The organism is Citrobacter sp. wls718 (assembly GCF_005280945.1).
Taxonomy (GTDB): domain Bacteria; phylum Pseudomonadota; class Gammaproteobacteria; order Enterobacterales; family Enterobacteriaceae; genus Citrobacter; species Citrobacter gillenii.
Genome location: NZ_SZWV01000053.1, coordinates 25,128 through 50,276 on the forward strand (window position 1 = coordinate 25,128; position 25,149 = coordinate 50,276).

Annotated in this window: 28 protein-coding genes and 2 pseudogenes; 12 read left to right on the forward strand and 18 right to left on the reverse strand. The window is 52.3% G+C overall.

All coding sequences use genetic code 11. The features are described 5' to 3' along the window. Positions 1-7 precede the first annotated feature (7 nt). Positions 8-1,033, reverse strand: a complete 1,026-nt coding sequence (gene purR / locus FDW95_RS10470) for an HTH-type transcriptional repressor PurR (RefSeq protein WP_096757161.1) — start codon at positions 1,031-1,033, stop codon at positions 8-10. Positions 1,034-1,330: 297 nt separating this feature from the next. Here purR and cydH point away from each other — a divergent pair, with 297 nt between their 5' ends. Both cydH and FDW95_RS10480 read left to right on the forward strand, forming a co-directional pair. After that, the gene (gene cydH, locus FDW95_RS10475) at positions 1,331-1,420 is read left to right on the forward strand and encodes a cytochrome bd-I accessory subunit CydH (RefSeq protein WP_072036634.1); all 90 of its coding nucleotides are present in this window, start codon (positions 1,331-1,333) and stop codon (positions 1,418-1,420) included. 178 nt (positions 1,421-1,598) lie between these two features. Further along, on the forward strand, positions 1,599-2,768 hold the full coding sequence (locus tag FDW95_RS10480) for an MFS transporter (protein ID WP_115258577.1): 1,170 nt from the start codon (positions 1,599-1,601) through the stop codon (positions 2,766-2,768). Positions 2,769-2,808: 40 nt separating this feature from the next. On the opposite strand, the gene sodB is transcribed toward FDW95_RS10480, so the two are convergent. After that, the gene (gene sodB, locus FDW95_RS10485; protein ID WP_096757159.1) at positions 2,809-3,390 is read right to left on the reverse strand and encodes a superoxide dismutase [Fe]; all 582 of its coding nucleotides are present in this window, start codon (positions 3,388-3,390) and stop codon (positions 2,809-2,811) included. Between the two features lie 127 nt (positions 3,391-3,517). Beyond that, positions 3,518-4,348, reverse strand: a complete 831-nt coding sequence (locus FDW95_RS10490; protein WP_115258576.1) for a C40 family peptidase — start codon at positions 4,346-4,348, stop codon at positions 3,518-3,520. A 331-nt stretch (positions 4,349-4,679) separates the two neighbouring features. Here FDW95_RS10490 and grxD point away from each other — a divergent pair, with 331 nt between their 5' ends. Beyond that, entirely contained in the window at positions 4,680-5,027 is a 348-nt protein-coding gene (grxD, locus tag FDW95_RS10495) for a monothiol glutaredoxin 4 (RefSeq protein WP_003832760.1), read from the forward strand. Between the two features lie 50 nt (positions 5,028-5,077). On the opposite strand, the gene rnt is transcribed toward grxD, so the two are convergent. The 4 genes from rnt to FDW95_RS10515 all read right to left on the reverse strand — a co-directional run bounded on the left by rnt (position 5,078) and on the right by FDW95_RS10515 (position 8,080). Next, on the reverse strand, positions 5,078-5,725 hold the full coding sequence (rnt, locus tag FDW95_RS10500; RefSeq protein ID WP_096757157.1) for a ribonuclease T: 648 nt from the start codon (positions 5,723-5,725) through the stop codon (positions 5,078-5,080). A gap of 94 nt (positions 5,726-5,819) precedes the next feature. Continuing rightward, the gene (gloA, locus tag FDW95_RS10505; RefSeq protein ID WP_115258575.1) at positions 5,820-6,227 is read right to left on the reverse strand and encodes a lactoylglutathione lyase; all 408 of its coding nucleotides are present in this window, start codon (positions 6,225-6,227) and stop codon (positions 5,820-5,822) included. Positions 6,228-6,324: 97 nt separating this feature from the next. Further along, positions 6,325-7,422: an alkene reductase gene (locus FDW95_RS10510; RefSeq protein WP_115258574.1), complete on the reverse strand. Its 1,098-nt coding sequence runs from the start codon at positions 7,420-7,422 to the stop codon at positions 6,325-6,327. Between the two features lie 58 nt (positions 7,423-7,480). Further along, on the reverse strand, positions 7,481-8,080 hold the full coding sequence (locus FDW95_RS10515; protein ID WP_115258573.1) for a TetR/AcrR family transcriptional regulator: 600 nt from the start codon (positions 8,078-8,080) through the stop codon (positions 7,481-7,483). 101 nt (positions 8,081-8,181) lie between these two features. Here FDW95_RS10515 and FDW95_RS10520 point away from each other — a divergent pair, with 101 nt between their 5' ends. From FDW95_RS10520 to sodC, 3 genes are all read left to right on the forward strand, one after another. Then, positions 8,182-8,421: a DUF1289 domain-containing protein gene (locus FDW95_RS10520; RefSeq protein ID WP_115258572.1), complete on the forward strand. Its 240-nt coding sequence runs from the start codon at positions 8,182-8,184 to the stop codon at positions 8,419-8,421. 49 nt (positions 8,422-8,470) lie between these two features. Then, the gene (locus tag FDW95_RS10525; RefSeq protein WP_115258571.1) at positions 8,471-9,367 is read left to right on the forward strand and encodes an aldo/keto reductase family oxidoreductase; all 897 of its coding nucleotides are present in this window, start codon (positions 8,471-8,473) and stop codon (positions 9,365-9,367) included. Between the two features lie 80 nt (positions 9,368-9,447). After that, on the forward strand, positions 9,448-9,969 hold the full coding sequence (gene sodC / locus FDW95_RS10530; RefSeq protein WP_115258570.1) for a superoxide dismutase [Cu-Zn] SodC: 522 nt from the start codon (positions 9,448-9,450) through the stop codon (positions 9,967-9,969). Here the strand turns inward: sodC and FDW95_RS10535 are convergent. From FDW95_RS10535 to FDW95_RS10545, 3 genes and pseudogenes are all read right to left on the reverse strand, one after another. Next, positions 9,945-11,985: pseudogene (locus FDW95_RS10535) on the reverse strand (FUSC family protein). The gene sodC and the pseudogene FDW95_RS10535 sit on opposite strands and share 25 nt — an antisense overlap. After that, positions 11,982-12,845: an HlyD family secretion protein gene (locus tag FDW95_RS10540; RefSeq protein WP_115258568.1), complete on the reverse strand. Its 864-nt coding sequence runs from the start codon at positions 12,843-12,845 to the stop codon at positions 11,982-11,984. The pseudogene FDW95_RS10535 and the gene FDW95_RS10540 overlap by 4 nt, the downstream one beginning before the upstream one ends. Before the next feature lie 2 nt (positions 12,846-12,847). Continuing rightward, a complete protein-coding gene (locus FDW95_RS10545) occupies positions 12,848-13,084 on the reverse strand; it encodes a DUF1656 domain-containing protein (RefSeq protein WP_096757148.1) in 237 nt (78 codons plus the stop codon). A gap of 193 nt (positions 13,085-13,277) precedes the next feature. On the opposite strand from FDW95_RS10545, the gene slyA reads away from it, so the two are divergent. Further along, positions 13,278-13,718, forward strand: coding sequence for a transcriptional regulator SlyA (slyA, locus tag FDW95_RS10550; RefSeq protein WP_269473706.1), 441 nt, complete (start codon positions 13,278-13,280; stop codon positions 13,716-13,718). Between the two features lie 50 nt (positions 13,719-13,768). On the opposite strand, the gene slyB is transcribed toward slyA, so the two are convergent. Continuing rightward, positions 13,769-14,236: an outer membrane lipoprotein SlyB gene (gene slyB, locus FDW95_RS10555; RefSeq protein WP_096757147.1), complete on the reverse strand. Its 468-nt coding sequence runs from the start codon at positions 14,234-14,236 to the stop codon at positions 13,769-13,771. Positions 14,237-14,509: 273 nt separating this feature from the next. Between slyB and anmK the strand changes: the two genes are divergently transcribed. The 5 genes from anmK (at position 14,510) to pdxY (ending at position 19,082) form a co-directional block, all read left to right on the forward strand. Beyond that, complete coding sequence (gene anmK / locus FDW95_RS10560) at positions 14,510-15,631, forward strand: anhydro-N-acetylmuramic acid kinase (protein WP_115258567.1); 1,122 nt, start codon at positions 14,510-14,512, stop codon at positions 15,629-15,631. Between the two features lie 93 nt (positions 15,632-15,724). Further along, positions 15,725-16,048: a C-type lysozyme inhibitor gene (gene mliC, locus FDW95_RS10565; RefSeq protein ID WP_096757145.1), complete on the forward strand. Its 324-nt coding sequence runs from the start codon at positions 15,725-15,727 to the stop codon at positions 16,046-16,048. Between the two features lie 60 nt (positions 16,049-16,108). After that, on the forward strand, positions 16,109-16,765 hold the full coding sequence (gene pdxH / locus FDW95_RS10570) for a pyridoxamine 5'-phosphate oxidase (RefSeq protein ID WP_096757144.1): 657 nt from the start codon (positions 16,109-16,111) through the stop codon (positions 16,763-16,765). A 126-nt stretch (positions 16,766-16,891) separates the two neighbouring features. Continuing rightward, positions 16,892-18,166 (forward strand): tyrosine--tRNA ligase, encoded by a 1,275-nt coding sequence (gene tyrS / locus FDW95_RS10575; RefSeq protein WP_096757143.1) that lies wholly within the window; start codon positions 16,892-16,894, stop codon positions 18,164-18,166. Between the two features lie 55 nt (positions 18,167-18,221). After that, positions 18,222-19,082 (forward strand): pyridoxal kinase PdxY, encoded by an 861-nt coding sequence (gene pdxY / locus FDW95_RS10580; protein WP_115258566.1) that lies wholly within the window; start codon positions 18,222-18,224, stop codon positions 19,080-19,082. Between the two features lie 85 nt (positions 19,083-19,167). Here pdxY and gstA read toward each other — a convergent pair whose 3' ends face one another. From gstA to FDW95_RS23740, 7 genes and pseudogenes are all read right to left on the reverse strand, one after another. Then, positions 19,168-19,773 carry a glutathione transferase GstA gene (gene gstA / locus FDW95_RS10585; RefSeq protein WP_096757141.1) on the reverse strand — a complete coding sequence of 202 codons (606 nt, stop codon included), beginning with the start codon at positions 19,771-19,773 and terminating at the stop codon, positions 19,168-19,170. A 104-nt stretch (positions 19,774-19,877) separates the two neighbouring features. Then, positions 19,878-21,383, reverse strand: coding sequence for a dipeptide/tripeptide permease DtpA (gene dtpA, locus FDW95_RS10590; RefSeq protein ID WP_115258565.1), 1,506 nt, complete (start codon positions 21,381-21,383; stop codon positions 19,878-19,880). A 614-nt stretch (positions 21,384-21,997) separates the two neighbouring features. Next, positions 21,998-22,633 carry an endonuclease III gene (gene nth / locus FDW95_RS10595; protein WP_096757138.1) on the reverse strand — a complete coding sequence of 212 codons (636 nt, stop codon included), beginning with the start codon at positions 22,631-22,633 and terminating at the stop codon, positions 21,998-22,000. Next, complete coding sequence (locus tag FDW95_RS10600; RefSeq protein WP_115258563.1) at positions 22,630-23,325, reverse strand: electron transport complex subunit E; 696 nt, start codon at positions 23,323-23,325, stop codon at positions 22,630-22,632. The genes nth and FDW95_RS10600 overlap by 4 nt, the downstream gene beginning before the upstream one ends. 3 nt (positions 23,326-23,328) lie before the next feature. Then, positions 23,329-23,949, reverse strand: a complete 621-nt coding sequence (rsxG, locus tag FDW95_RS10605) for an electron transport complex subunit RsxG (protein WP_115258562.1) — start codon at positions 23,947-23,949, stop codon at positions 23,329-23,331. Between the two features lie 9 nt (positions 23,950-23,958). Next, on the reverse strand, positions 23,959-25,011 hold the full coding sequence (gene rsxD / locus FDW95_RS10610; RefSeq protein ID WP_137363494.1) for an electron transport complex subunit RsxD: 1,053 nt from the start codon (positions 25,009-25,011) through the stop codon (positions 23,959-23,961). Continuing rightward, a pseudogene (locus FDW95_RS23740) lies at positions 25,012-25,149 on the reverse strand (electron transporter RnfC); the annotation flags it as partial. It abuts the gene before it with no gap.

The window sequence follows — 25,149 nt, forward strand, 5'->3', positions numbered from 1 at the left end:
CAACAGATTATCGACGATAATCGCGGAACGGACCATCGGCCACGGAGCGACGTTCTACCAGGCGCGGGTGCACCTCAATAGACTGTGACTCTTCGCGTTTATTCACGATACGGTCTAACAGCATGTTAAAGGCCGTTTCACCGAGCGAATCTTTTGGCTGATGAATGGTGGTTAATGCCGGGGTGAAGAAGCGGGCGTTACGCACGTTGTCGTAACCAATCAGCGACACATCTTGCGGGACACGCAGGCCCATCTCGTCAGCGGCGCAAAGCGCGCCCATCGCCATGATATCACCACCACAGAAGACGGCGGTCGGGCGGTGCGACTGGGAGAGGATCTGCTGCATGGCGCGATACCCGGATTCAGGCTCAAAATCGCCCTGGACAATCCAGTTGTCAGGCACTTTAATCAGCGCTTCTTCCATCGCCTTCATAAAGCCCGCCAGGCGTCCGGCGCCGGTGTTACGCTCCATAGGCCCTGGGATCACACCAATCTCGCGATGACCGCGTTCAACCAGATAACGGCCTGCCATATAACCGCCTTCAAAGGCGTTATCGATGACCGTATCGGTAAAATCGGCTTTGGCTTCGCCCCAATCCATCACCACCATCGGAATATGGCGATATTCTTCGAGCATGGAAAGCAGAGGTTCCGGGTATTCAGAACACATCACCAGCAGACCATCTACGCGCTTCTGCGCCATCATGGAGAGGTAGGCCTGCTGCTTCTCGAGGCTGTTCCACGCGTTGCCCAGAATCAACGTATAGCCTTTCTGGAAGCAGTTCTTCTCAACGGCTTCGATGATTTCCGCAAAGTAGGCGGCTTCGCTGCTGGTCGCCAACAAGCCAATCGATTTAGTGTGATTCACCTTCAGACTGCGTGCCACCGCGCTTGGGGAATAATGTAGTTCTTTAATTGCTGCCCAGACGGCATTGCGCGTTTCTTCCGCGACAAAGCGTGTTTTGTTAATTACGTGTGATACGGTTGTAGTGGAAACGTTTGCTCGCTTCGCTACATCTTTAATTGTTGCCATTACATCTCACTCCAGACCATATCCTAAGTTCCTGAGAATACTCCAGGTAAACGTTTGCCTTCACACACCCTTCGCGCAACATCAGGGTTGCGGTACGCCAGGAAAACGACACGGAACGTCAGGAAGGGGTCAATGGCCGGTACGCTAATCAAGTAAGCGTGGAATTTTGTCTGATCTTTACGAAAAGGGGAAGAGTTAAAAGCATTTATCAATATAAATCGTGAGAGATTTTTACCTTCAAGTGTGCAAAAATGCGCAATATCACTTTTTGTGTGGGAATAAAAAGGAGAAAACTTGATGAGCACCGATCTGAAATTTTCGTTAGTCACCACCATTATTGTTCTGGGTTTGATTGTTGCCAGTGGTTTAACCGCCGCGCTGCATTGATGTATCGCCGAGGGAGAGCTATCTCCCTCATCCCGCCAACCCGTCCTCCCACTGCTATTGTTTGCAAATAAGCAAAAGTCTTTTGCATTTTTGTTAACTTTATTATTTTTGCGATCAATGTCATGCTTTTGACTCTTATTCTGTGTCGTGCCACGGCTCGACGTTACGGAGTCGCTGTATGAAAATAAATTATCCACTACTGGCGCTGGCGATAGGGGCGTTTGGTATCGGCACGACGGAGTTTTCTCCGATGGGGTTATTACCCGTCATCGCTAAAGGCGTCGATGTCTCGATTCCGGCGGCAGGGATGCTAATTAGCGCCTATGCGGTAGGGGTGATGGTCGGTGCACCGTTAATGACCTTATTGCTTTCTCATCGCGGGCGTCGCAATGCGCTGATTTTTCTGATGGCGATTTTTACGCTCGGCAACGTGCTGTCGGCGTTATCTCCCGATTACACTACTCTGATGCTGTCGCGTATTCTGACCAGTCTTAACCATGGGGCCTTTTTTGGTCTCGGCTCGGTTGTAGCGGCAAGCGTGGTGCCAAAGCACAAACAGGCCAGCGCTGTCGCCACCATGTTTATGGGACTCACCATCGCCAATATTGGTGGCGTTCCTGCAGCGACCTGGCTGGGTGAAACCATCGGCTGGCGCATGTCCTTTATGGCAACGGCGGGTCTGGGGGTTATCTCGATGGTCAGCCTGTTCTTCTCGTTGCCGAAAGGCGGAGCAGGGGAGCGCCCGAACGTGCGCAGAGAGCTGGCGGTGCTCATGCGCCCGCAGGTGGTGTCAGCGTTGCTGACTACTGTGCTGGGCGCCGGTGCGATGTTCACGCTCTATACCTATATTTCACCGGTGCTGCATAGCATCACCCATGCCACGCCTGCCTTTGTAACCGGAATGCTGGTGCTGATTGGCGTCGGGTTCTCAATCGGTAACTATCTGGGCGGCAAGCTGGCGGACCGCTCAGTCAACGGCACGCTGAAAGGCTTCTTACTGCTATTGATGGTGATTATGCTGGCAATCCCGTTACTGGCGCGTAGTGAATTGGGTGCAGCCATCAGCATGGTAGTCTGGGGTGCGGCAACCTTTGCGGTAGTTCCGCCGTTACAGATGCGTGTGATGCGCGTTGCCAGCGACGCGCCGGGCTTATCATCCTCGGTCAACATTGGTGCGTTTAATCTGGGGAATGCGCTAGGTGCGGCGGCGGGTGGCGCAGTGATATCGGGTGGTTTAGGTTACAGTTTTGTCCCGGTGATGGGGGCAATTGTGGCTGGGATGGCGTTGCTACTGGTCTTTGTCTCCGCGAGAAAACAGCCTGACGAGGCCTGCAGCGTCACGAACTAACGCTAAAACGCAGAAGGGAGTCCCTTCTGCGTTATCATTTTTATGCTGCGAAGTTTTTCGCAACAAACTCCCAGTTCACCAGCGCCCAGAAATGTTCCAGGTAGCCAGGACGCGCGTTGCGATAGTCGATGTAGTAGGCGTGTTCCCACACATCAACGGTCATCAGCGGCGTTGCATCGGTGGTCAGCGGTGTTCCGGCATTTGACGTGGAAACGATAGCCAGTTTGCCATCAGTACCTTTTACCAGCCAGGTCCAGCCAGCGCCGAAGTTTTTGATCGCCGCATCGGTGAATTGCGCTTTGAAGTCAGCGAAGCTACCAAAAGATGCAACAATGGCTTCAGCCAGTTCACCGGTCGGTTCGCCGCCCGCGTTGGGTGCCAGGCAGTTCCAGTAGAAGGTGTGGTTCCAGACCTGAGCCGCGTTGTTAAACACACCACCTTCAGAGCTACGTACGATCTCTTCCAGTGATTTGCCTTCAAACGCCGTGCCTTTGATCAAGTTATTCAGGTTAGTAACGTAAGTCTGGTGGTGTTTGCCATAGTGGTATTCCAGCGTTTCAGCAGAAATGTGCGGCGCCAGAGCATCTTTGGCATACGGTAATGCAGGTAATTCGAACGACATTGCTTCTCTCCTTATTATTTATATTGAGTACACACAATAGCCTCATTGTGAGTAAGGATAGGGTAGCAAATTGAAAGGTTATGCAAAAGAAGAACTTACCCTACAGCACATACTGTAGGGTAAGATTTTAGCGAATTGTTTTTGGCGTCATGACACGACGAGCACCCACATAGTGGCGCTGCCAGTAATCTTCACTCAGGGAGGTGATTTGGATCTCCTGACCGCTACGTAGTGACTGAATAAACTTACCGTTGCCAACGTAGACACCAACGTGATCGGCGGTGCCGCGGCCCTGGGTACGGAAGAAGACCAAATCGCCGTTTTTCAGTTCATCGCGGTCGATCGGTGCTGCGTCGCGCAGGTGGTACATTTCATTGGCAGTACGCGGAATGCGGAACTTCACCAGGTCCTTATACGCGTAATAAACCAGACCACTGCAATCAAAACCGGTTCTCGGCGAAGAGCCACCCCAGCGGTAGGGTTTACCGATCTGGTTCATCAGAGTAGACATCGCGGTTTTGGTCGCTTTTTGCACTTTCACTTTATGGGCATCAGCGAGGGCTACCGGGGCTGTTGATTTTACTTTTACACAGCGCGGCTTGTGACCTTTGCGCGGGGTGCATTTTTCAGTCCAGGTGACCGCAGCGGTTTGTGTTGTTGCGACTTTACTGCGACGGTTGACCGTTTTGGTTGTTTTTGCAGGTGTCGCGGTGCGTTTTTTGGAAGAGGAAGCGGTTTTGGTGCTGGATTTACTGGTGGTTTTTTTTGCCGTTTTCTTGTTGGTTTGTGTGACTTTTTTACTGGCTGTCGCGCTTTTCTTTTTATCTACCGTTTTGAGCGTATGGGAAACGGCAGGTGTCGTCCTGGCCTGCTTGGAAGCATGGGCCACTGACGTAAAAGGGAGTGTGGTAAAAAGCAAAGCACAGAGCGTGATCGAGATCCGGTTTATCCGCGCCACTGAGCAGTCCTCTGTTAGGGCAGGTCTATCATGCCTGCGTGTGATTTTCAAAACTTGATGATTCTAATCTATAGAAACGGGGAAAGTTAATAGCTTTTTTTGTTTAAAATAGTGTTTCGTTACCGACCGCAAAAAAAACAGCAATCAACGCCAATACTGGCGAAGGGATAATCAATTCCTTGTGCATAAAAGGGATAAGTAAGATTCTGAATGCAACTTATGGCGACTGGCGATAAAATAATAACCGTAAGAAAAATGTTATTTTCCGTTGTCAGTCAGACCCGTTACAATGTCAGACTACTGCCGTAAAAGAAGTTAAGGAAGCAAGATAATGAGCACCACTATCGAAAAAATCCAGCGCCAGATCGCTGAAAACCCGATTCTCCTGTACATGAAAGGTTCTCCAAAACTGCCAAGCTGCGGTTTTTCCGCTCAGGCTGTGCAGGCGCTGTCTGCCTGTGGTGAACGCTTTGCTTATGTTGATATTCTGCAAAACCCGGATATTCGCGCCGAGTTGCCGAAATACGCAAACTGGCCAACCTTCCCGCAGCTGTGGGTTGATGGTGAGCTGGTTGGCGGCTGCGACATTTTAATCGAAATGTACCAGCGCGGTGAATTGCAGCAGCTTATCAAAGAGACTGCGGCGAAGTACAAAACCGAAGAGCCGGACGCTGAGTAATCAGCAGAAACGAAAAAGCGACCAATCTGGTCGCTTTTTTTATGGTCCGCTTATGCCTCTTCAGGCATTGGCAGGGGCCACCCACCAAGGCGTTTCCAGCGGTTAACGATTTCGCAAAACAGCACTGCCGTCCGTTCGGTGTCATATAGCGCAGAGTGCGCCTGGTTGCCATCAAACTCCATTCCTGCAGCCAGACACGCTTTAGACAGTACGGTTTGCCCGAGCGAAAGACCGCTTAAGGCCGCAGTGTCAAAGGTCACAAACGGGTGAAATGGGTTGCGCTTCAGTGAGGCGCGTTCGGCGGCTGCCATCATGAAGCTGTGATCGAAGGTGGCATTATGCGCAACCATAATCGCCCGATTGCAGCCGCTGTCTTTGATGCCTTTACGCACCATTTTGAAGATGGCGTGCAGGGCGTCGTATTCGCTGACCGCGCCGCGCAACGGGTTGCTCGGATCAATACCGTTAAACGCAAGTGCTTCTGGTTGCAGATTTGCCCCTTCAAACGGTTCGACGTGGAAATGCAACGTCATGTCCGGCATCAGCCAGCCTTGTTCATCCATTTTCAGCGTGATGGCTGCAATCTCGAGCAGCGCATCGGTTTTGGCGTTAAATCCTGCTGTTTCTACATCAATGACGACAGGATAAAAACCACGAAAACGGTCACACAGACCGGAAAGTTGAGCGTTATCGGACATCTGGGTCTCTTAATACGGGAAAATTGCAGCGCGTATTATGACAAAATGATGAGTATAAAACTACGGGCACAGACGATCTGCGCCCGAGGGGAGGTTAGTCACCCAGGCCGCGGCCTGCGTCTTTCTCTTCGATCAGTTCGATTTTGTAACCGTCCGGATCTTCTACAAATGCGATAACCGTCGTCCCGCCTTTGACCGGACCCGCTTCGCGCGTCACGTTGCCGCCGTTCTGACGAATGCGCTCGCAGGCTTCTGCGGCGTTGTCTACGCTCAGAGCAATGTGGCCGTAGGCAGTGCCCAGGTCATATTTGTCGACGCCCCAGTTGTAGGTCAGCTCAATGACGGCTTCATCGGTCTCAGGACCGTAACCGACAAAGGCCAGAGAATACTTGTATTCAGGGTTTTCACTGGTACGCAGCAGCTTCATGCCCAGCACGTTGGTGTAAAATTCGATGGAACGCTGCAGGTCACCTACGCGCAGCATGGTATGAAGTAAACGCATCTTTTTCCCCTTCAAAAATGGCTAGTACATTCAATATGTTGTTTTAGTATAGCGGCGTTGTTGCGCCGCTATCAATGCCAGAACGGAGATTGCGCAATTACAGGGTCGGATAATCCGTGTAACCCTCTGCACCGCCGCCGTAGAAACTCTCTGCGCGCTGTGGGTTCAGTTCTGCTTTGTGCTGCAAACGTGCGACCAAATCCGGGTTGGCAATATAGGCGCGGCCAAAGGCGACGGCGTCGATTAACCCTTTCTCAATCAGCGCTTCTGCTTTTTCCGGGGTGTAGGCACCAGCACCAATAATCGGACCGTGGAAACGCGCGCGAACTTTCTCGCGGAACGTATCGCTATACGGCTCTCCGCCGGCCCAGTCTGGTTCGGACATGTGCAGATAAGCGATACCACGTTTACCCAGCTGTTCAATCAGGTACAACGCATCGGCTTCTTCATTCGGGCCGTTATCAACGTTCTGGAAAGAGCCGATAGGGGATACGCGGATGCCAATCCGGTCTGCGCCCCATTCTTTGATACCGGCATCAACGACTTCCAGCACCAGACGTGCACGATTTTCGACGCTGCCGCCGTACTGATCGGTACGCTGGTTAGAGGTGGGTGACAGGAACTGGTGTAGCAAATAGCCATGGGCAGAGTGCAGCTCAACCATGTCAAAGCCAGCCTCGCGTGCGTTGGCGATGGCCTGACGGAAATCATTGACGATGCCGGGGATTTCGTCGGTTTCCAGGGCGCGCGGCATTGAGGTGTCGGCACGCGTTGCCAGACCGTTTTCATCGCGCAGCGAGGTACGGGTACCGGCGCTGATGGCGGAAGGGGCAACTGGCGGTTGTCCGTTCGGCTGCAGGCTGACGTGAGAGATACGACCGGTGTGCCACAACTGTACGGCAATATGACCTTGTTCAGCGTGGACGGCGGCGGTGATTTTTTTCCAGGCATCAATTTGTGCTGCGCTGTGTAATCCCGGCGCACCGGCGTAGCCTTTTGCCTGAGCAGATATCTGAGTGGCCTCGCTGATGATAAGACCAGCGCTGGCGCGTTGGCGATAATACTCGGCCATCAGCGGAGTTGGGATGTCGCCAGGTTCGATGCTACGCAGGCGCGTCAGTGGGGCCATAAATACGCGGTTGGCCGCCGTGATGGCTCCTACTTTCAGCGGGGAAAACAATTTTTCAGATGACATATTAACTCCAGGTATGAATAGACCGGTCGTCTAGCGATTGGGTAAATAAAAACGCCTGTTAAACGGCAGGCGTTGCAATAATGTTTTTAACGTGTGCCAGCGCATTTTCCAGTGGGGTGGCACTGCGAGACATCTTGGCCTGCAGGTTGGCCCCGAGCCACAGCGCATACAGCACCTGCGCTTGCTGCAGCGGTTCGCCGGTAAACGACAGGCAGTGTGTGTCGCGACCTTTTTCCAGCGCTTGCGCCAGCAGGGTAATAATGTGCCGAGCGCCTTTATCCATCGCCGTACGCATATCTTCAGAGAGATCGCATACTTCAGCGGACAGTTTGACAGTTAAGCAACCGCTAATAATGCCGTGTTGACTAAACTGATTCAGGGTTTCCTGATAGTAGGCGAGGATTCTGTCGCGGTAGTTACCGGCACCCGACGCTAAATGTGTGGCCAGCCGAAGGTGGTAGGCCGCGTAATGGCGTTCAAGCATGGAAACACCGAACGCTTCTTTAGAGCGAAAATAGTGGTAAAACGACCCTTTGGGCACCTCGGCGGTTTTCAGCAGTTCGCTTAAACCCATACCGGTGAAACCGCGCTGCATGCAAAGCTGCTCGCCGGTTGCCAGAAGATGTTCGCGTGTGTCGTGTTCAGTTGCTTTGTTCATGGCATGGAGTGTAATAGACCAGTCGGTCTAATGCAATAGCGCTTGCCAGAAATTCAGTTAGCGTCTTCAATAGGTATAACTATCTTACGTAAGGAGGGGATGTGGCCGAACAGCTGGAGTTTTTCCCCGTCCAGAGCCCGTGCCGCGGGATCTGCCAGTCCGACGAACGCGGCTTTTGTCGTGGATGTTTTCGTAGCCGGGATGAGCGCTTTAACTGGCAGAAAATGAGCGATGCCGAAAAGCAGGATGTGCTGCGTCTTTGTCGTCAGCGTCTGATGCGTAAATTACGTGCAAACAAACCCAGCCCGCCAGAAGAACCGCAACAACCTTCACTCTTTTAAAAGCGTAATTGCGTATACTCGATGCACACTCATTGTTAAGGAAGCTGCTATGGTTCAGCGTATTACTATTGCGCCGCAAGGCCCGGAATTTTCTCGCTTTGTCATGGGGTACTGGCGGCTGATGGACTGGAATATGTCCGCGCGCCAGCTCGTCAGCTTTATTGAAGAACATCTTGACCTGGGCGTAACCACCGTCGATCACGCTGATATTTATGGTGGATACCAGTGCGAAGCGGCGTTTGGCGAGGCGATGAAGCTGGCTCCGCATCTGCGTGAAAAAATGCAGATCGTGACCAAATGCGGTATTGCCACCACGGCACGGGCGGAAAATACCCTCGGTCACTACATCACCGACAGCGACCATATTATTGCCAGCGCGGAGCAGTCGCTGAAACTGCTGGCGACCGACCATATTGATCTGCTCTTGATCCATCGTCCCGATCCGCTGATGGATGCCGACGAAGTGGCTGAGGCGTTTAAGAAACTGCATCATAGCGGCAAAGTGCGTCACTTTGGCGTGTCTAACTTTACGCCTGCGCAGTTTTCCCTGTTGCAATCACGTCTGCCGTTTACGCTGGCAACCAATCAGGTTGAGATTTCCCCGGTGCATCAGCCACTGCTGCTGGATGGCACCTTAGATCAGCTGCAACAACTGCGTATCCGGCCAATGGCCTGGTCCTGTCTGGGTGGTGGACGACTGTTCAATGATGATGCTTTCCAACCGCTGCGCAATGAACTCGCCACCATTGCGCAAGAATTGAATGCGCAGTCCATTGAGCAGGTGGTCTATGCGTGGATCCTTCGTCTACCGTCACAGCCGCTGCCGATTATTGGCTCAGGGAAAATTGAGCGCGTTCGCGCTGCTATTGAGGCCGAATCGTTAACCATGTCCCGCCAGCAATGGTTCCGTATCCGTAAAGCCGCGTTGGGTTACGACGTACCGTAATCGCGTTTTCGGCGTTCCGTCGCTCAAAATTGCGTCACTGGTTTACACTTATCAGTCAGACACATAGTGACGGAGGTCGTATGAAGCGTTTGAGTATCGCCATAATCACCTTACTGGCCTGTGCGGGCGCACAGGCTGCCAGTGAGCAAGTTGAGATGAACCTGGTGACTTCGCAAGGGGTAGGTCAGTCGATTGGTTCAGTAACTATTTCTGAAACTGCGCAAGGGCTGGCGTTTACGCCTGACCTGAAAGCACTGCCGCCAGGAGAACATGGTTTCCATGTCCATGCCAACGGCAGCTGTCAGCCTGCGATTAAAGAAGGCAAAGCTTCTGCCGCTGAATCGGCAGGGGGACATCTTGACCCGCATAAAACCGGAAAACATGAAGGTCCGGAGGGGGCTGGGCACATGGGCGACCTACCGTTGCTGGTGGTCAATGCCGAAGGTCACGCCACAACGGCTGTTACCGCCCCACGCCTGAAATCACTGGATGAGGTCAAAGGTAAGGCGCTGATGGTCCATGTGGGTGGCGATAACATGTCCGATCAGCCAAAACCTCTAGGCGGTGGCGGGGCGCGTTACGCCTGCGGGGTTATCAAATAATCAACGGCTCAGCGTGCCTGGCGGCGGAGCCTGTTCAAGCTGAGACAACGAACAGTGTAAACGCCAGATAAGCGCCGCCAGCTCTTGTGCGGCAGGCTGATGATGATGGGCAAGCGTATCGCAGATGCGCTGTAACTCGTTAAGCGTGGCATTCAGTGGACGCTGCTGGACGCCACGCTCGCTCATCACATCGCGCAGCAGTGAAATACACACATCCCTGACGCGGGCCAACGGATCGGAGCGCGCTTCCCAGGCACGCAGCTGCCACACCACATGCGAGCAGTTCAGCAACACGACGCCCCAGCGTAATAACCACCGCCGCGCCAGCGCATCCTGGCTGTTACTGAGCTGGCTGACATGATGGTAGGTTAACGACTCAAATTCATGTTCGCTGTGTGCCGGATGCCGACTGAGCTGATCGACAAAATCCCGGCGCAGGGCGCGAATATGACGACGACTCTTTCTCGCGTCTGAGCCTGGCCGCAGGATAGCAAAGGCCAACCAGGATAGCGCTACGCCGGTTATTTTTGCCAGATTATCATTCAGGAAATCGGCGAAGTCATACACCGGCGGATTGGTCACGGCGATAAACGATCCCATAAAGACGATCAACTGCCCCCAAAGCCCCGCCAGAGCAGGCATTTGCAGCTTTAGCAGTTGCATGGTGGCGAGCAGTGGGAAGAGAAACAGAATGAATTGCCACAGGTCGGTAATTTGTACCATCAGACCGAACTTCACCACAAAGCTGAACAATGACAGCAGCACCAACGTGCGCATCAGCAGTGAGAGTGATTTGAACGGGGTGGCAACGGCGGAATACAGTACGCAGCTAATCGCCGCCAGCGTCAGCGCACCCGCGCCGGATTCCCATTGTGCGCCGATGCTCCACGCGCCAATCACCATCAACGTGATGAAGGTACGTAACCCGCTCCAGATGGCTTCCGCGTTGTCGGTATGGCGGGCCAGGCCCGGCGTGCGGTTCACGCTGATGCGCTCGGCGGTCACGCCTTTTTCCAGCAAATGCAGATAATGGCTGCTTTGCAGGTAAATTCGGCAGAAATAACGTAGCCGTTGCCAGAAGGCGACATGCCGGTAGTCGTGGGAGTCCTGCGGACGCAGGGGGGCAATAATGCGGGCTACCGTGTAGCTATCGGTATCGGATTTCACCAGTGCACTGAGTAGCTGTTCGATGACCTCCCGGGTGTGAGCAGGAGGATTTGGCCAGTTAAGCAGCATTCTGCGCAGGCTGGAGATCACGCTGGTCAGACGCAGTTGCTGATGCAGCAGTGAATTGAGCAGGGCATTCTGCCGTCGAAAGCGATAGTGGCTCCAGAATGCCTGAATACGCAGCAGATTCATGGTCAGAATCTGGCCGATTACCCCTTCGTGGGCTGAGCGGATCGCATCGGTGGTTTCGGGTTGCCAGAGTAAGCTAGCATGTTCCAGCAAACGCGCGTGCATGTTTTTCAGCGCCGTCAGCAACGCTGTACCATCAGACGTGCTGGGCAGGATCATCATCATCATGCCCCCGCAGAGTATCCCGACCATCACTTCGCACACGCGCGCCTGGGCAATATCCCACAGTTGCGTAACCTCAATGGTGTTGACCATCGGAAACGCAATAATAGCCGCGGTGTAGCCTGCCAGTTGAAACGCGTAGGCCACGTTATTGGTAAAGTGCGCGCAGGCCCAGGTGCATAAACCAATCCAGGCCGACATGCTGAGTAAAAATAACCACGGTTCATTGAGGGTGTGGCCAGCAATAATCAATGCCGCCGTGGCACCAAGCAAACTGCCTGCCACGCGGCCCAGACTTTTGCTGATGACACCGCCCACGGTGGGAAAGCTAACCACCGCAGCGGAGGTCATCGCCCAGTAGGGTTCATCCAGATTCAGGTAATAGGCGAATGTTAACGCCAGGCACATCGCGATGGTGTTTCGCAGCGCGTAACGCCACTGTGCCGCGGTGGCTTTCAACCACGGTAAATTGCCCGGCGTCAGGTGAAGCCGTTTCATTTTTTCTGACCAATCGACACGCTGCAGGTGGTACCTGAAACCAGTGTGACATCGTGCGGTAGTGCGTCAAATTCGATACGCACGGGCACCCGTTGCGCCAGACGCACCCACGGTACGTTGGGTTTGATGTCAGGAATCAGACCGGAATCACTCTCTACGCTTTGATCGTAAATCGCACGACCAATACTGGAAACGTGACCCTGTAACTTTATATTGCCGCTGTACAATGTAATCAGCGCCGGTGCGCCCTCGCGAATATGGCGGAGCTTGGTTTCTTCAAAATAGCCCATCACATAAAATGAACGACTGTCGACCAGCGCAAACAGGGGTTTACCGGTACTGGCATAATCGCCACTGCGTGTAGAAAGATTCGTCACCCAACCAGCGACTGGAGCTTTAACTTCCGTTTGGGTCAATTGCCACTGCGCTTGCCGTAATTGGGCCTGGGCTGCCTCCACGCTTGCCTGCATTGCTTTCACGTTGAGGTTGGCCGTGTCCAGATCCTCGGCAGAGATATAATTTTGCGACAGATGACGGCGGCGATTGGCCTCGTTATTAGCCTTTGCCAGATCGGACTGTGCTTTCGCCAGCTGCGCCTGTGCATTCAGTTCAGCAATATGAAACGGCGTCTTATCGATAACAAACAGCACGTCGCCTGCATTAACAAACTGATTATCTTTAATATTGAGTTGGGTAATGCTGCCGGAAACCTGTGGGGTGATACTGACCTGCTCCGCACGAACTTTGCCATCGCGCGTCCAGGGGGACTGCATATAATAATTCCACATCCACCAACCCGCGAGAACGGCAACAACTGCGACTATAATAGTGGAGAAGTATTTAACGGTTTTGAGCGACATAATCACCACACAATCAGCATAACAAAGCCCAGACACACGCAAAGCGCAAAGAGCGACAGATCCATTAACAAGGGATGCCAGATTTCGCCGGAGTACATCCAGTCGCGCAGTACGCGATGAACAACCAACCAGAAGATAAATCCGCAGATAAACGCTTTGAAAAGTGGAGGGAAGTAAACAGATGCACCGATCATTAAATCTTGTAGGGGCAATCCTGTTGCATTAAACATAAACTTCACGGGCAAAATCCTTGACGGAAGAGAGCATTGCTATAGGTTTAGCAAAAAAAGGGACAATCAGTCTCTTTAACGCATAATGTCTGAAAAAATGTCATCCGGTAAGCAAATTTGGCAATACATTTGTTTTGGGAATACAAATGCTGCACACTATTCTAAAATCAGCATAACAACTTAGCAAGCTAATTATAAGGAGATGAAATTGGAATCGCCACTAGGTTCTGATCTGGCACGGTTGGTGCGCATTTGGCGTGCTCTGATTGACCATCGCCTGAAGCCTTTGGAGTTGACGCAGACGCATTGGGTGACGCTGCACAACATTCATCAGCTGCCACCGGATCAATCGCAGATCCAGCTGGCTAAAGCGATAGGGATTGAGCAGCCTTCTCTGGTGCGTACGCTCGACCAACTGGAAGAAAAGGGACTCATTTCACGACAGACTTGCGCCAGCGATCGTCGAGCAAAGAGAATTAAACTGACGGAGAAAGCCGAGCCGCTGATCGCTGATATGGAAGCGGTTATCAACAAAACGCGTGGAGAGATTCTGGAAGGGATTTCAACCGAGGAAATTAATCTGCTGATTAAACTGGTTGCCCGACTGGAACACAATATTATTGAGCTACAGTCTCAGGGCTGATGCGAAAATCTACGTGTGGCCAGTATCTGACTGACCACACGTAAATTCGATTAGCGCGGAGAAACGGTAACTTCTTTGCCGTTGCTGGCCATCACAACACGCTGACCTGAAGCGAATTTGGTCGCGCCTTGTTTCTGCACCACCATAATGGTGTTCCCGTCATCCTTACGGATTTCCAGTTCCACACCCTGTGTTTTATTGATCGCACCCTGGACGCTTTGACCTGCTACGCCGCCTGCAACCGCACCTGCCGCCGTAGCTAATGAACGACCAGAACCGCCGCCGACGGTGTTACCAAGGAATCCACCGAGTACAGCGCCGCCGATCGCGCCGATGACGTTGGCATCATCGCCACCCTGAATTTGCACCGGACGGACATGAACGATCGTACCGTAGGTTACGTTCTGTACCTGTTTCGCTTCGGATGCGGTATACACGTCACCTGAAAGACTATCACTGTTAACACAACCCGCCAAAGATAATCCCATTAATGAAACAATCAGTGCACGTTTAATCATTTATAACTCTCCTTTACACCACGAAACGCTAATAAAGCACCCTTCATGGTTAAATTATATGGCATTTGTGAGCCTAAGGTCACATGTTCTACTGGAACAGTATGAAAATCTTAACCGAAATCAGGTTAACTGAGTATAAACGAATCATTCATCAAATTGATTGAATAGATGGTGGCTTGTCATGATTAGCCATCAAAAATCATCAACGAAGCATGGAATTAATCAGCACTTTATGGTTGAGTGTCAAGGCTAACGTGTTTAAAAGGATGACGTATGAAATCGGGCCGTTTTATCGGTGTTATGTCTGGAACCAGCCTTGATGGTGTTGATGTTGTGCTGGCAGCAATAGATGAAACGATGGTCGCGCAGCAGGCGAGTCTGACCTGGCCCATCCCTCTCCATTTGAAACAGGCCATTCTCGATATCTGCCAGGGGCAGCAACTCACACTCTCGCAGTATGGGCAACTGGATACGCAATTGGGGCGTTTATTCGCCGAGGCGGTAAATGCGCTGCTGGCGCAGCAAAAATTAAAGCCGCAGGATATTGTCGCAATTGGCTGCCACGGACAAACCGTCTGGCATGAGCCGACAGGCAGTGCGCCGCATACCCTGCAAATTGGCGACAACAACCAGATTGTGGCGCATACCGGCATCACCGTAGTCGGCGATTTTCGCCGGCGTGATATTGCGCTAGGCGGGCAGGGTGCACCGCTGGTTCCTGCTTTTCATCAGGCGCTGTTGGCACACCCAACTGAGCGTCGGATGGTGTTGAATATCGGCGGTATAGCTAATTTGTCACTGCTTATTCCTCAGCGCCCTGTACGCGGTTATGACACCGGGCCAGGTAATATGCTGATGGATGCCTGGATCTGGCGGCAATGTGGAAAACCTTACGATAAAGACGCGCAATGGGCCTGCGAAGGTACGGTTATTCTTCCGTTGTTGCAAAGCATGCTGAGCGATCCCTATTTTGCCGCGCCGGCACCTAAAAGCACCGGCCGCGAGTACTTTAATTATGGTTGGATCGAACGTCATCTGGCGCAGTTCCCGGGACTGGCCGCGCGTGATGTGCAGACGACGCTTGCTGAACTGACGGCGGTGACGATATCCGAGCAGGTCCTGTTGAGTGGTGGCTGCGAGCGCTTGATGGTCTGCGGCGGTGGAAGCCGTAATCCGCTGCTGATGATGCGCCTGGCGGCACTGTTGCCCGGCACGGAAGTGACCTCGACCGATGAAGCCGGTATTAGCGGGGATGATATGGAAGCGTTAGCTTTTGCCTGGCTGGCATGGCGCACGCTGGCGGGATTACCGGGCAATTTACCCTCAGTTACCGGTGCGACGGAATCCAGCGTTTTAGGCGCTATTTTTCCCGCAAACCCACGAACTCAGAGTTAACTGAAATTATCCTGGCGACGATGCCGGTAAACTAGGGATGTTAGGGAGGGGGTTATTCCCCTCCGGGACCAGGAATGTCTTCAGGATAGGGCTATGAAAAAACTGTTATTGGTATGTTTGCCGGTACTGCTTACCGGCTGTAGTGTCTACAACCAATTTGTCGAGCGTATGCAAACGGATACCCTCGAATATCGCTGTGATGAAAAACCGCTGACCGTGAAATTGAACAATACCCAACAAACGGCAAGCTTTGTTTACGATAATCAGTTAGTGAATCTTAAACAGGGTGTATCAGCATCGGGCGCGCGTTACACCGATGGCATCTATGTCTTTTGGTCTAAAGGCGACAGTGCGACGGTCTATAAACGTGACAGAGTTGTGTTAAATAACTGTCAGTTACAGAACCCGAAGCGTTGAGATTTTCACCTGGGCGGCGCACAATAGCGTCACCCACTGACAATCCGTAGCCCAAACATCATGTCTGATAACGACGAATTGCAGCAAATCGCGCATCTGCGCCGTGAATACACGAAAGGCGGTCTTCGCCGCCGCGATCTTCCCGCCGAGCCGCTTGCGCTTTTTGAGCGCTGGCTCGGACAAGCCTGTGACGCCAAACTCGCCGATCCGACTGCCATGGTAGTGGCCACCGTTGATGAAAACGGCCAGCCGTACCAGCGCATCGTGTTGCTCAAACATTATGATGACAAAGGTTTGGTATTTTATACCAACATGGGCAGCCGTAAGGCGCACCAGATAGAGCATAACCCCCGCATTAGCCTGCTGTTTCCGTGGCATACGCTGGAACGGCAGGTGATGGTGATTGGTAAGGCCGAACGTCTTTCTACGCTTGAGGTAGTGAAGTACTTCCACAGTCGCCCACGCGACAGCCAAATTGGCGCCTGGGTATCAAAACAATCCAGTCGTATCTCCGCACGCGGTATTCTCGAAAGCAAATTTCTTGAACTGAAGCAGAAGTTTCAGCAGGGGGAAGTCCCGCTGCCAAGTTTCTGGGGCGGTTTTCGCGTGAGTATTGAGCAAATGGAGTTCTGGCAGGGCGGCGAAAACCGCTTACACGATCGTTTTTTATACCAGCGTGAAGACAACGCGTGGAAAATCGATCGCCTGGCCCCCTAAAGATGCAAAATTCTTGTTTTAAGCGCTGGCACTGATGAATCCGGCGCTTTATTCTATGTCTCTTTCGCATCAGGCGAAAAGTCGTGTACCGGCAAAGGTGCAGTCGTTTTATACATGGAGATTTTGATGGCAAGCAGTAACTTGATTAAACAATTGCAAGAGCGGGGGCTGGTGGCCCAGGTGACGGACGAAGAAGCGTTAGCAGAGCGACTGGCGCAAGGCCCGATCGCGCTCTATTGCGGCTTCGACCCTACCGCTGACAGCTTGCATTTGGGGCATCTGGTTCCATTGTTATGCCTGAAACGCTTCCAGCAGGCAGGCCATAAGCCTGTCGCACTGGTAGGTGGTGCAACCGGTCTGATTGGTGACCCGAGCTTTAAAGCCGCCGAGCGTAAACTGAATACCGAAGACACCGTGCAAGAGTGGGTGGATAAAATCCGCAAACAGGTTGCACCGTTCCTCGATTTCGACTGTGGCGACAACTCCGCGATTGCTGCGAACAACTACGACTGGTTTGGCGGTATGAATGTACTGACTTTCCTGCGTGATATCGGCAAGCATTTCTCTGTGAACCAGATGATCAACAAAGAAGCGGTGAAGCAGCGTCTGAACCGTGACGATCAGGGCATCTCCTTTACCGAGTTTTCTTACAACCTGCTGCAAGGGTATGACTTCGCCTGCCTGAACAAACTGCACGGTGTGGCGCTGCAAATCGGGGGTTCTGACCAGTGGGGTAACATTACCTCCGGTATCGATCTGACCCGCCGTTTACATCAGAATCAGGTGTTCGGCCTGACGGTTCCGCTGATCACCAAAGCAGACGGGACCAAGTTCGGTAAAACGGAAGGTGGCGCAGTCTGGCTGGATCCGAAGAAAACCAGTCCGTACAAGTTCTACCAGTTCTGGATTAACACAGCCGATGCTGATGTCTATCGCTTCCTTAAATTCTTCACCTTTATGGACATTGAAGAGATCAATGCCCTGGAAGAAGAAGATAAGAACAGCGGTAAAGCGCCGCGTGCCCAGTATGTTCTGGCGGAGCAGGTTACGCGTCTGGTTCACGGTGAAGAAGGTCTGGTGGCGGCAAAACGCATCACCGAATGCCTGTTCAACGGGAACTTAAGCGATCTCAGCGAAGCTGACTTCGAGCAGTTGGCGCAGGATGGCGTGCCGATGATCGAAATGGAAAAAGGTGCCGATCTGATGCAGGCGCTGGTGGACTCAGAACTGCAGCCGTCTCGCGGCCAGGCGCGTAAGACCATTGCGTCGAATGCGGTAACCATCAACGGTGAAAAACAGTCAGATCCGGAATACTTCTTCCAGGACAGTGACATTTTGTTTGGGCGCTACACGTTACTGCGCCGCGGCAAAAAGAACTATTGTCTGATTTGCTGGAAATAATGCGTTAAGGAATGGGAGTGAGAAATCACTCCCTTATTTTTGTTCAGGTAAAAAAATGAAGAATATCCTCGCCATCCAGTCCCACGTTGTTTTTGGTCATGCGGGCAACAGTGCAGCAGAATTTCCGATGCGCCGTCTTGGCGCCAACGTCTGGCCTCTTAATACCGTTCAGTTCTCTAACCATACCCAATACGGCAAATGGACCGGCTGCGTGATGCCGCCCAGCCACCTGACCGAAATTGTCCAGGGTATTGCCGATATCGATAAACTTAAAACTTGTGATGCTGTGCTGAGCGGCTACCTCGGTTCAGCAGAGCAGGGCGAACATATTCTGGGAATTGTCCGTCAGGTAAAGTCGGCTAATCCACAGGCGAAGTATTTCTGCGACCCCGTGATGGGACATCCGGAAAAAGGCTGTATTGTCGCACCGGGCGTCGCCGAGTTTCACGTGCGCCACGCGTTACCGGCCAGCGATATTATCGCGCCTAATTTGGTAGAGCTTGAGATCCTTTGCGAGCACGCGGTGACCAACGTTGATGAAGCGGTATTAGCGGCGCGTGAGCTGATTGCTCAAGGGCCTGAGGTGGTGCTGGTGAAACATCTTGCTCGCGCAGGGATGAGTCCCGACCGTTTCGAGATGCTGCTGGTCACCGCTGAGCAGGCGTGGCATATCAGTCGTCCGCTGGTGGATTTTGGTGCGCGTCAGCCTGTGGGTGTGGGTGATGTGACCAGCGGTTTGCTACTGGTGAAACTGTTACAGGGCGCGACGGTGCAGCAGGCGCTTGAGCATGTAACGGCGGCGGTGTATGAGATTATGATTGCGACCAAAGAGATGCATGAGTATGAACTGCAGGTCGTTGCTGCTCAGGATCGCATTGCAAAACCGGAACACTATTTTAGCGCTACGCAGCTGTAATCAATGCCCGATGGCGCTCACGCTTATCGGGCTTACGTTTGTTTGGCTGTAGGCCGGGTGAGCAAGCGCCACCCGGCAACAACCATTAATTTAACCCTTCTGCCTTAAGCGCCGCTGCCACTGCCGGGCGCTCAGCCATCCGCGCCATATAGGCTTCGATATGGCTTAATCCTGCCATATTCAATTTCACGGCATACGCCCAACGCAGTACGGTGAACAGATAAGCATCTGCAATGGAAAAACGCTGGCCGCAGATCCACGGGTTGTCCTGCAGTGAATCGTTCACATACTGCATTTTTTTCTCCAGCAGTGCGCGTACGGTCGGCTTGTACTCTTCCGGCGTATCGGGACGGAATAATGGCGTAAAGCCTTTATGCAGTTCTGTCGCAATATAGTTAAGCCATTCCAGCGTTTTGTAACGCGAGAGGCTGCTGGTTGGGGCAAGAAGCTGGCGATCGGGTACCGAATCGGCCAGGTACTGCATGATGGCCACACCTTCGGTTAGGAGCGTACCATCGTCCAGCAGCAGAGCAGGAACTTGTCCCTTTGGGTTTACCGCGAAAAAATCATCGCCGTTTTCCAGGCGTTTCTTCATCAGATCAACACCATCAAGGGTGAAATCTTTACCGCTTTCGCGAAGCGTGATGTGCGAAGCGAGAGAACACGCGCCCGGTTTGTAGAACAGTTTCATCGGTAACTCCTTTTGGCTGAGGTATATCGTATGGTAGTGCGACCTCAGCCAAAAAAAAAGCCGCTAACATCAGTTAGCGGCCTGAAAAGAAGTTTCCCTGAGAATTACGCTGTTGCGGTCTTAGAGGCTTTCTCGCTGACATCATCGTCCTGAGTCATACGGTTCAGCTTCGGTGCTGTCAGCAGCATCAGAACAGCGATAACTGCCGTTGCAATACCGATTTGCAGGAACACACGGCCATAGACTTCCAGAGACATCAGTGGGTCGGTCACATTCTCCGGTACAGCCATCATGTTAGCAACATAGCCACCGATGATGTTTGCACCGGCAGTGGTCAGGAACCAGCTACCCATGATGAAGCCCATCAGACGCTGTGGTACCAACTGCGCAACCATTGCCAGACCCAGACCAGAGATCATCAGTTCACCGATACTCTGCAGACCGTAGCAAATGATCAGCCAGTTAACGGAAACGATACCCGCATCGGTGGCAAATTTCGCACCCAGCGGCAGGATCAGGAACGCACCGGAACACAGCACCATACCGATAGCAAACTTGGTCGGCATTGGCAGGGTGTCACCCATCTTGTTATAGATAGCGGCAAGGATTGGGCTACCAATGATGATCCAGAACGGGTTCAGTGCCTGATACTGCTCAGGTTCGAACGCGATGCCCAGAATAGAGTGCTCAACGTTACGAATTGCAAAGAAGTTCAGTGATGTCGGCATCTGGCTGTACAGCACGAAGAAGATAATCGCTTCCAGCATCAGAATGAAGGCGACGATCATTTTACGACGTGCGGCACCTTTCATGGCGAAGGCTTCTTTACCGAAGATAAACACGATACCCATAGCCACGACGCCCAGAACCATACGTGCAATGCCCTGGTTGTGCAGTAACCATGTTGCGATAACAATCAACACCACCACGCCAACAATGGTCAGCAGCAGGTTGCGGAAGTTGATCGGCTCAAAGTCTGGTTTAGACCCGTATTGTTTAACCCAACGCTGGCAGAATGCGAAGTTTACGACGGTAATCAGCATCCCGACGACGCTCAGTGCGAATGCGGTGCTCCAGCCGTATCGTGCCGCCAGCCATGGAGTAGCAAGCATTGAGAAGAATGAACCGATGTTGACGGACATGTAGTACATAGTAAATGCACCATCAAGACGCGGGTCATCTTTGGCATAGCAGGTAGAAAGCAGGGAAGATGGGTTCGCTTTAAACAGGCCATTACCGACCGCGATGGCCGCCATACCCATATATACGATACCAGCATCATGACCGGACCATGCGACCAGCGCATAACCGATAGCCAGTACAATGGCACCCAGCATAATGACACGCTTAGTACCCAGGACTTTATCACCTAACCAGCCGCCAATAGCCACCAGGCCGTAAACCAGGGCACTAAAGGAGGAGAAAAGGGTGATGGAATCCGCTTCTGACATACCCAGTTGTTTCACCAGGTAGACGGCCATAATCCCTTGCAGGCCGTAGTAGCCAAAACGTTCCCACAGCTCAATTGAGAAAATGAGATAGAACGCTTTTGGTTGTTTGAAGGCGTTTAAGCTCACGCTTTCAGTTGGTTTATTGTTTGCAGTAGACACTTTTACCTCTTTTTTTACATCCCATATCTACGGGGGTGTTCAGGTACGTGATGAGTCAAGTTCATCCGTCCGATTGTTATAGTGGGAGGGGAAACGGCAAGTAATGTTCACTATCTTGCCCCTTCAGACAAGAGGTTTGTAATATTCTGTTACATATATCCAGAGTGGTGAAATCATCGGGGCAGGTAAATGTTATCTAGCGTTAAATTTCTTCAATTGAAAAATGGCAGTTTTTTTCACTGTTCAATGGGGGCGAAAATGGCAAAGCGGCGATATGTTCTGCTATTCAGTGTTGAATCCAGTGATATAGGCCATTATCTGAAAAATACCCAGTGTAATGTTTTGTATCGAATCGACGAGAATAGCTCATCTGATTGTCATTTTAACTATAAAAATAAGAAAAATTAACATCAAATTATCAATGTGATCTTGATCACGTATGAATAGAAATTTCTACTACTAAAAAAACGATTAACCTGCTCAGGTGTTAAAGCACAAGAATATTGCATTAGATATACGCAATAGCATGGCATCATTGTCGGGGATTAAGCGATTGGAGAGTGCATAACTAATCGTTATGGTAATAAGGGGCAACGAACGTTACCCCGATTGCATTAGATGTCGACTTTTTCTTTGAATTCACAGAGATCCTCAATGATACAGGAGCCGCAGCGCGGCTTCCTGGCAATGCAGGTGTAGCGACCATGAAGAATTAACCAGTGATGGCAGTCGACTTTAAATTCACTGGGAACGACTTTCAGCAGTTTTTCTTCGACCTGCTCGACGTTTTTCCCTGGGGCGAATTGTGTTCGGTTACACACCCGAAATATATGAGTATCGACAGCGATAGTGGGCCAGCCAAAGGCGGTATTGAGCACCACGTTGGCGGTTTTACGCCCGACGCCAGGCAACGCTTCCAGTGCTGCTCTGTCCTCCGGAACCTCGCCATTGTGCTGTTCGAGCAAAATACGGCAGGTTTTAATCACGTTCTCCGCTTTGCTGTTGAACAATCCGATGGTCTTAATATAAGACTTTACGCCGTCGACCCCGAGTTCCAGCATCGCGGCTGGGGTGTTAGCGACAGGGTACAGTTTTGCGGTGGCTTTATTGACGCTGACATCGGTCGCCTGCGCCGAAAGCAGCACCGAAATCAGTAGCTCAAACGGCGACGTAAAATTGAGTTCGGTGGTGGGGTGCGGATTGTTATCGCGCAGGCGCGTCAGTATTTCCAGCCGTTTTGCTTTGTTCATGACACATTCCCTGTTTCACCCGCCGGAACGTCTGTTAACGCAGCCTGCGCGCGACGTTTCTTCATCTTCTCGTCAATAAGATACTTGATGGCCAGCATCAGCCCCAGCCCGATGAACGCGCCTGGCGGCAGCATGGCTAACAGGAACGGTGTGTCTGTATGGAAAATCTCAATGCGCAGCACTTTTGCCCAGCTACCCAGCAGACCATCAGCGCCATCAAACAACGTGCCGTTGCCGATAATCTCGCGCAGTGAGCCCAGCACAAACATCGCACCGGTTGCCCCCATTCCGATGGAAAACCCATCCAGCGCGGAGAGTGCGGGGCCTTTTTTTGCCGCAAAGGCCTCGGCACGACCAACCACAATACAGTTGGTCACAATCAACGGGATGAAGATCCCCAACGACTGATACAACCCGAAGGCGTAGGCGTTAATAAGCATCTGTACGGCACTGACTACCGACGCGATGATCATGACATAAATAGGAATACGAATCTCAGACGGCGTCCAGCGGCGCAGGGCAGAGATGGTCAGGTTGGTTAGCGTTAAAACCAGTGTGGTAGCAAGTCCCAGCCCAAGGGCATTGGTCGCGGTAGAGGTGACTGCCAGCAGCGGGCACATGCCAAGTAACTGTACCAGTGCGGAGTTGTTTTTCCACAATCCCTGAACAATAACGTCTTTAATTTCGCTCATGGTTTATTCTCCACAGGCGGGAAGTTGAGGAAGTTGTGCAGGCAACGTCTGTGCATACAGGCCCGCGCGTTTCACCGCATTGACGACTGCGCGGGGGGTGATGGTGGCACCGGTGAACTGGTCGAAGTCACCGCCATCTTTTTTCACCGCCCAATGAGGATCGTTTTCAGCAGAGATCGTTTTGCCGCTAAAGTGCGTTATCCAGTCGGACAGTCGAAGCTCGATTTTATCGCCCAGACCCGGCGTTTCATGATGCTCCGTGACCCGCGTACCCAGCACGGTACCGTTAAAATCGACACCAACCAGCAGTTGTATCGCGCCGGAGTAGCCGTCTGGCGCGGTGGCTTCGAGGATGGCAGCGACCGGTCGCTCGTCCTGGCGGGCAATATAAACACGGTGTATCCCTTTACCCAACGCCGGAGCCGTGACCAGATAACAGCTGTCGCGCAGATTATTATTGTAGCGGTCAGTTGGCAGAACCTGATCAAACAGCGCTTTTTGCTGCAGCGTTGCCTGCTCGTCAATCGTAGACTTAGTCAGCTGATTGATTGCCGCTGTTAAGCCCGTAGAACCAGCGGCAAAGAGTGCCAGAGTGATACCGTGTTTACGAATCGTTTTCAACATAGGGTGTCCTTAGCGATGTCCGTACACGCGAGGGCGGGTGTAATAATCAATCAACGGGACCGTGATATTTGCCAACAATACCGCAAAGGCCACGCCATCCGGATACCCACCAAAACTGCGAATCAGCCATACCAACAGACCGGCAAGTGCACCAAAAATCAGCCGACCGCGATTGGTTGTCGATGCCGTAACGGGATCGGTAAGAATAAAGAACGCACCGAGCATGGTTGCGCCAGAGAGCAGGTGCAGCTGTGGTGACGCCAGCGACTCGGGAGAGAAAAGCCAGCCTAACGTTGCACAGACAGCGAGCAACAGCAGGAAACTGACCGGAATATGCCAGCGAATAGCATTTTTCCACAATAGCATGACGCCGCCCGCCAGCCAGGCCAGGTTTACCCACTGCCAGCCTGCTCCTGCAAGCATCCCGCTGTAAATGGGGTACTGCATAACCTGTTCTACCGTGCGTCCGGCGTGCAACGATGTCTTGAACGTATCAAGCGGCGTCGCCTGGCTAATGCCATCGATACCCATGCGTAAGGTGTTCATATCACCGCCGCTTGAGGTATGTCCGGTAAAAATGACGTTAATGGCGTCAACAAATCCCGGTACCGTGGCCGCAATTTCATGCGGGGGAAGCCAGCTTGTCATCTGCACCGGGAAGGAGATAAGCAGAATCACATAGCCGATCATCGCCGGGTTAAACGGGTTTTGCCCGAGGCCGCCATACAGTTGCTTGGCAATGATCACGGCAAATACGGTACCCAGGACCACCATCCACCAGGGGGCCAGCGGCGGAAGGCTGACGGCAAGCAGTAGCCCGGTGAGCAAGGCAGAGTTGTCTTTTAAAATAGCGACAACCGGCTGTTTACGCAGTTTCAATACGCCTGCTTCAGCGGCAATGGCGCTGATGGCGGCGAGAAAAATCTGTACCAACGTGCCCCAACCAAAAAACCAAAGCTGAGCGGCAATCCCCGGTAACGCGGCAATTAACACCAGCAGCATAATACGCGATGTCTGGCGCTGGTTATGGGTATAGGGAGAGCTTGCGATTCTGAATACCATTTATTCCTCGTTAACAACCTGCTGCTGGGCGGCCTTTTTAGCCTGAGCGCGTGCAATAGCGGCCGCAACGGCGGCTTTGCGTGGATCAACTGGTTCGGTGGTCTCGGCGACAACCTGCTGCTCAAGTTTGCGTGCTTT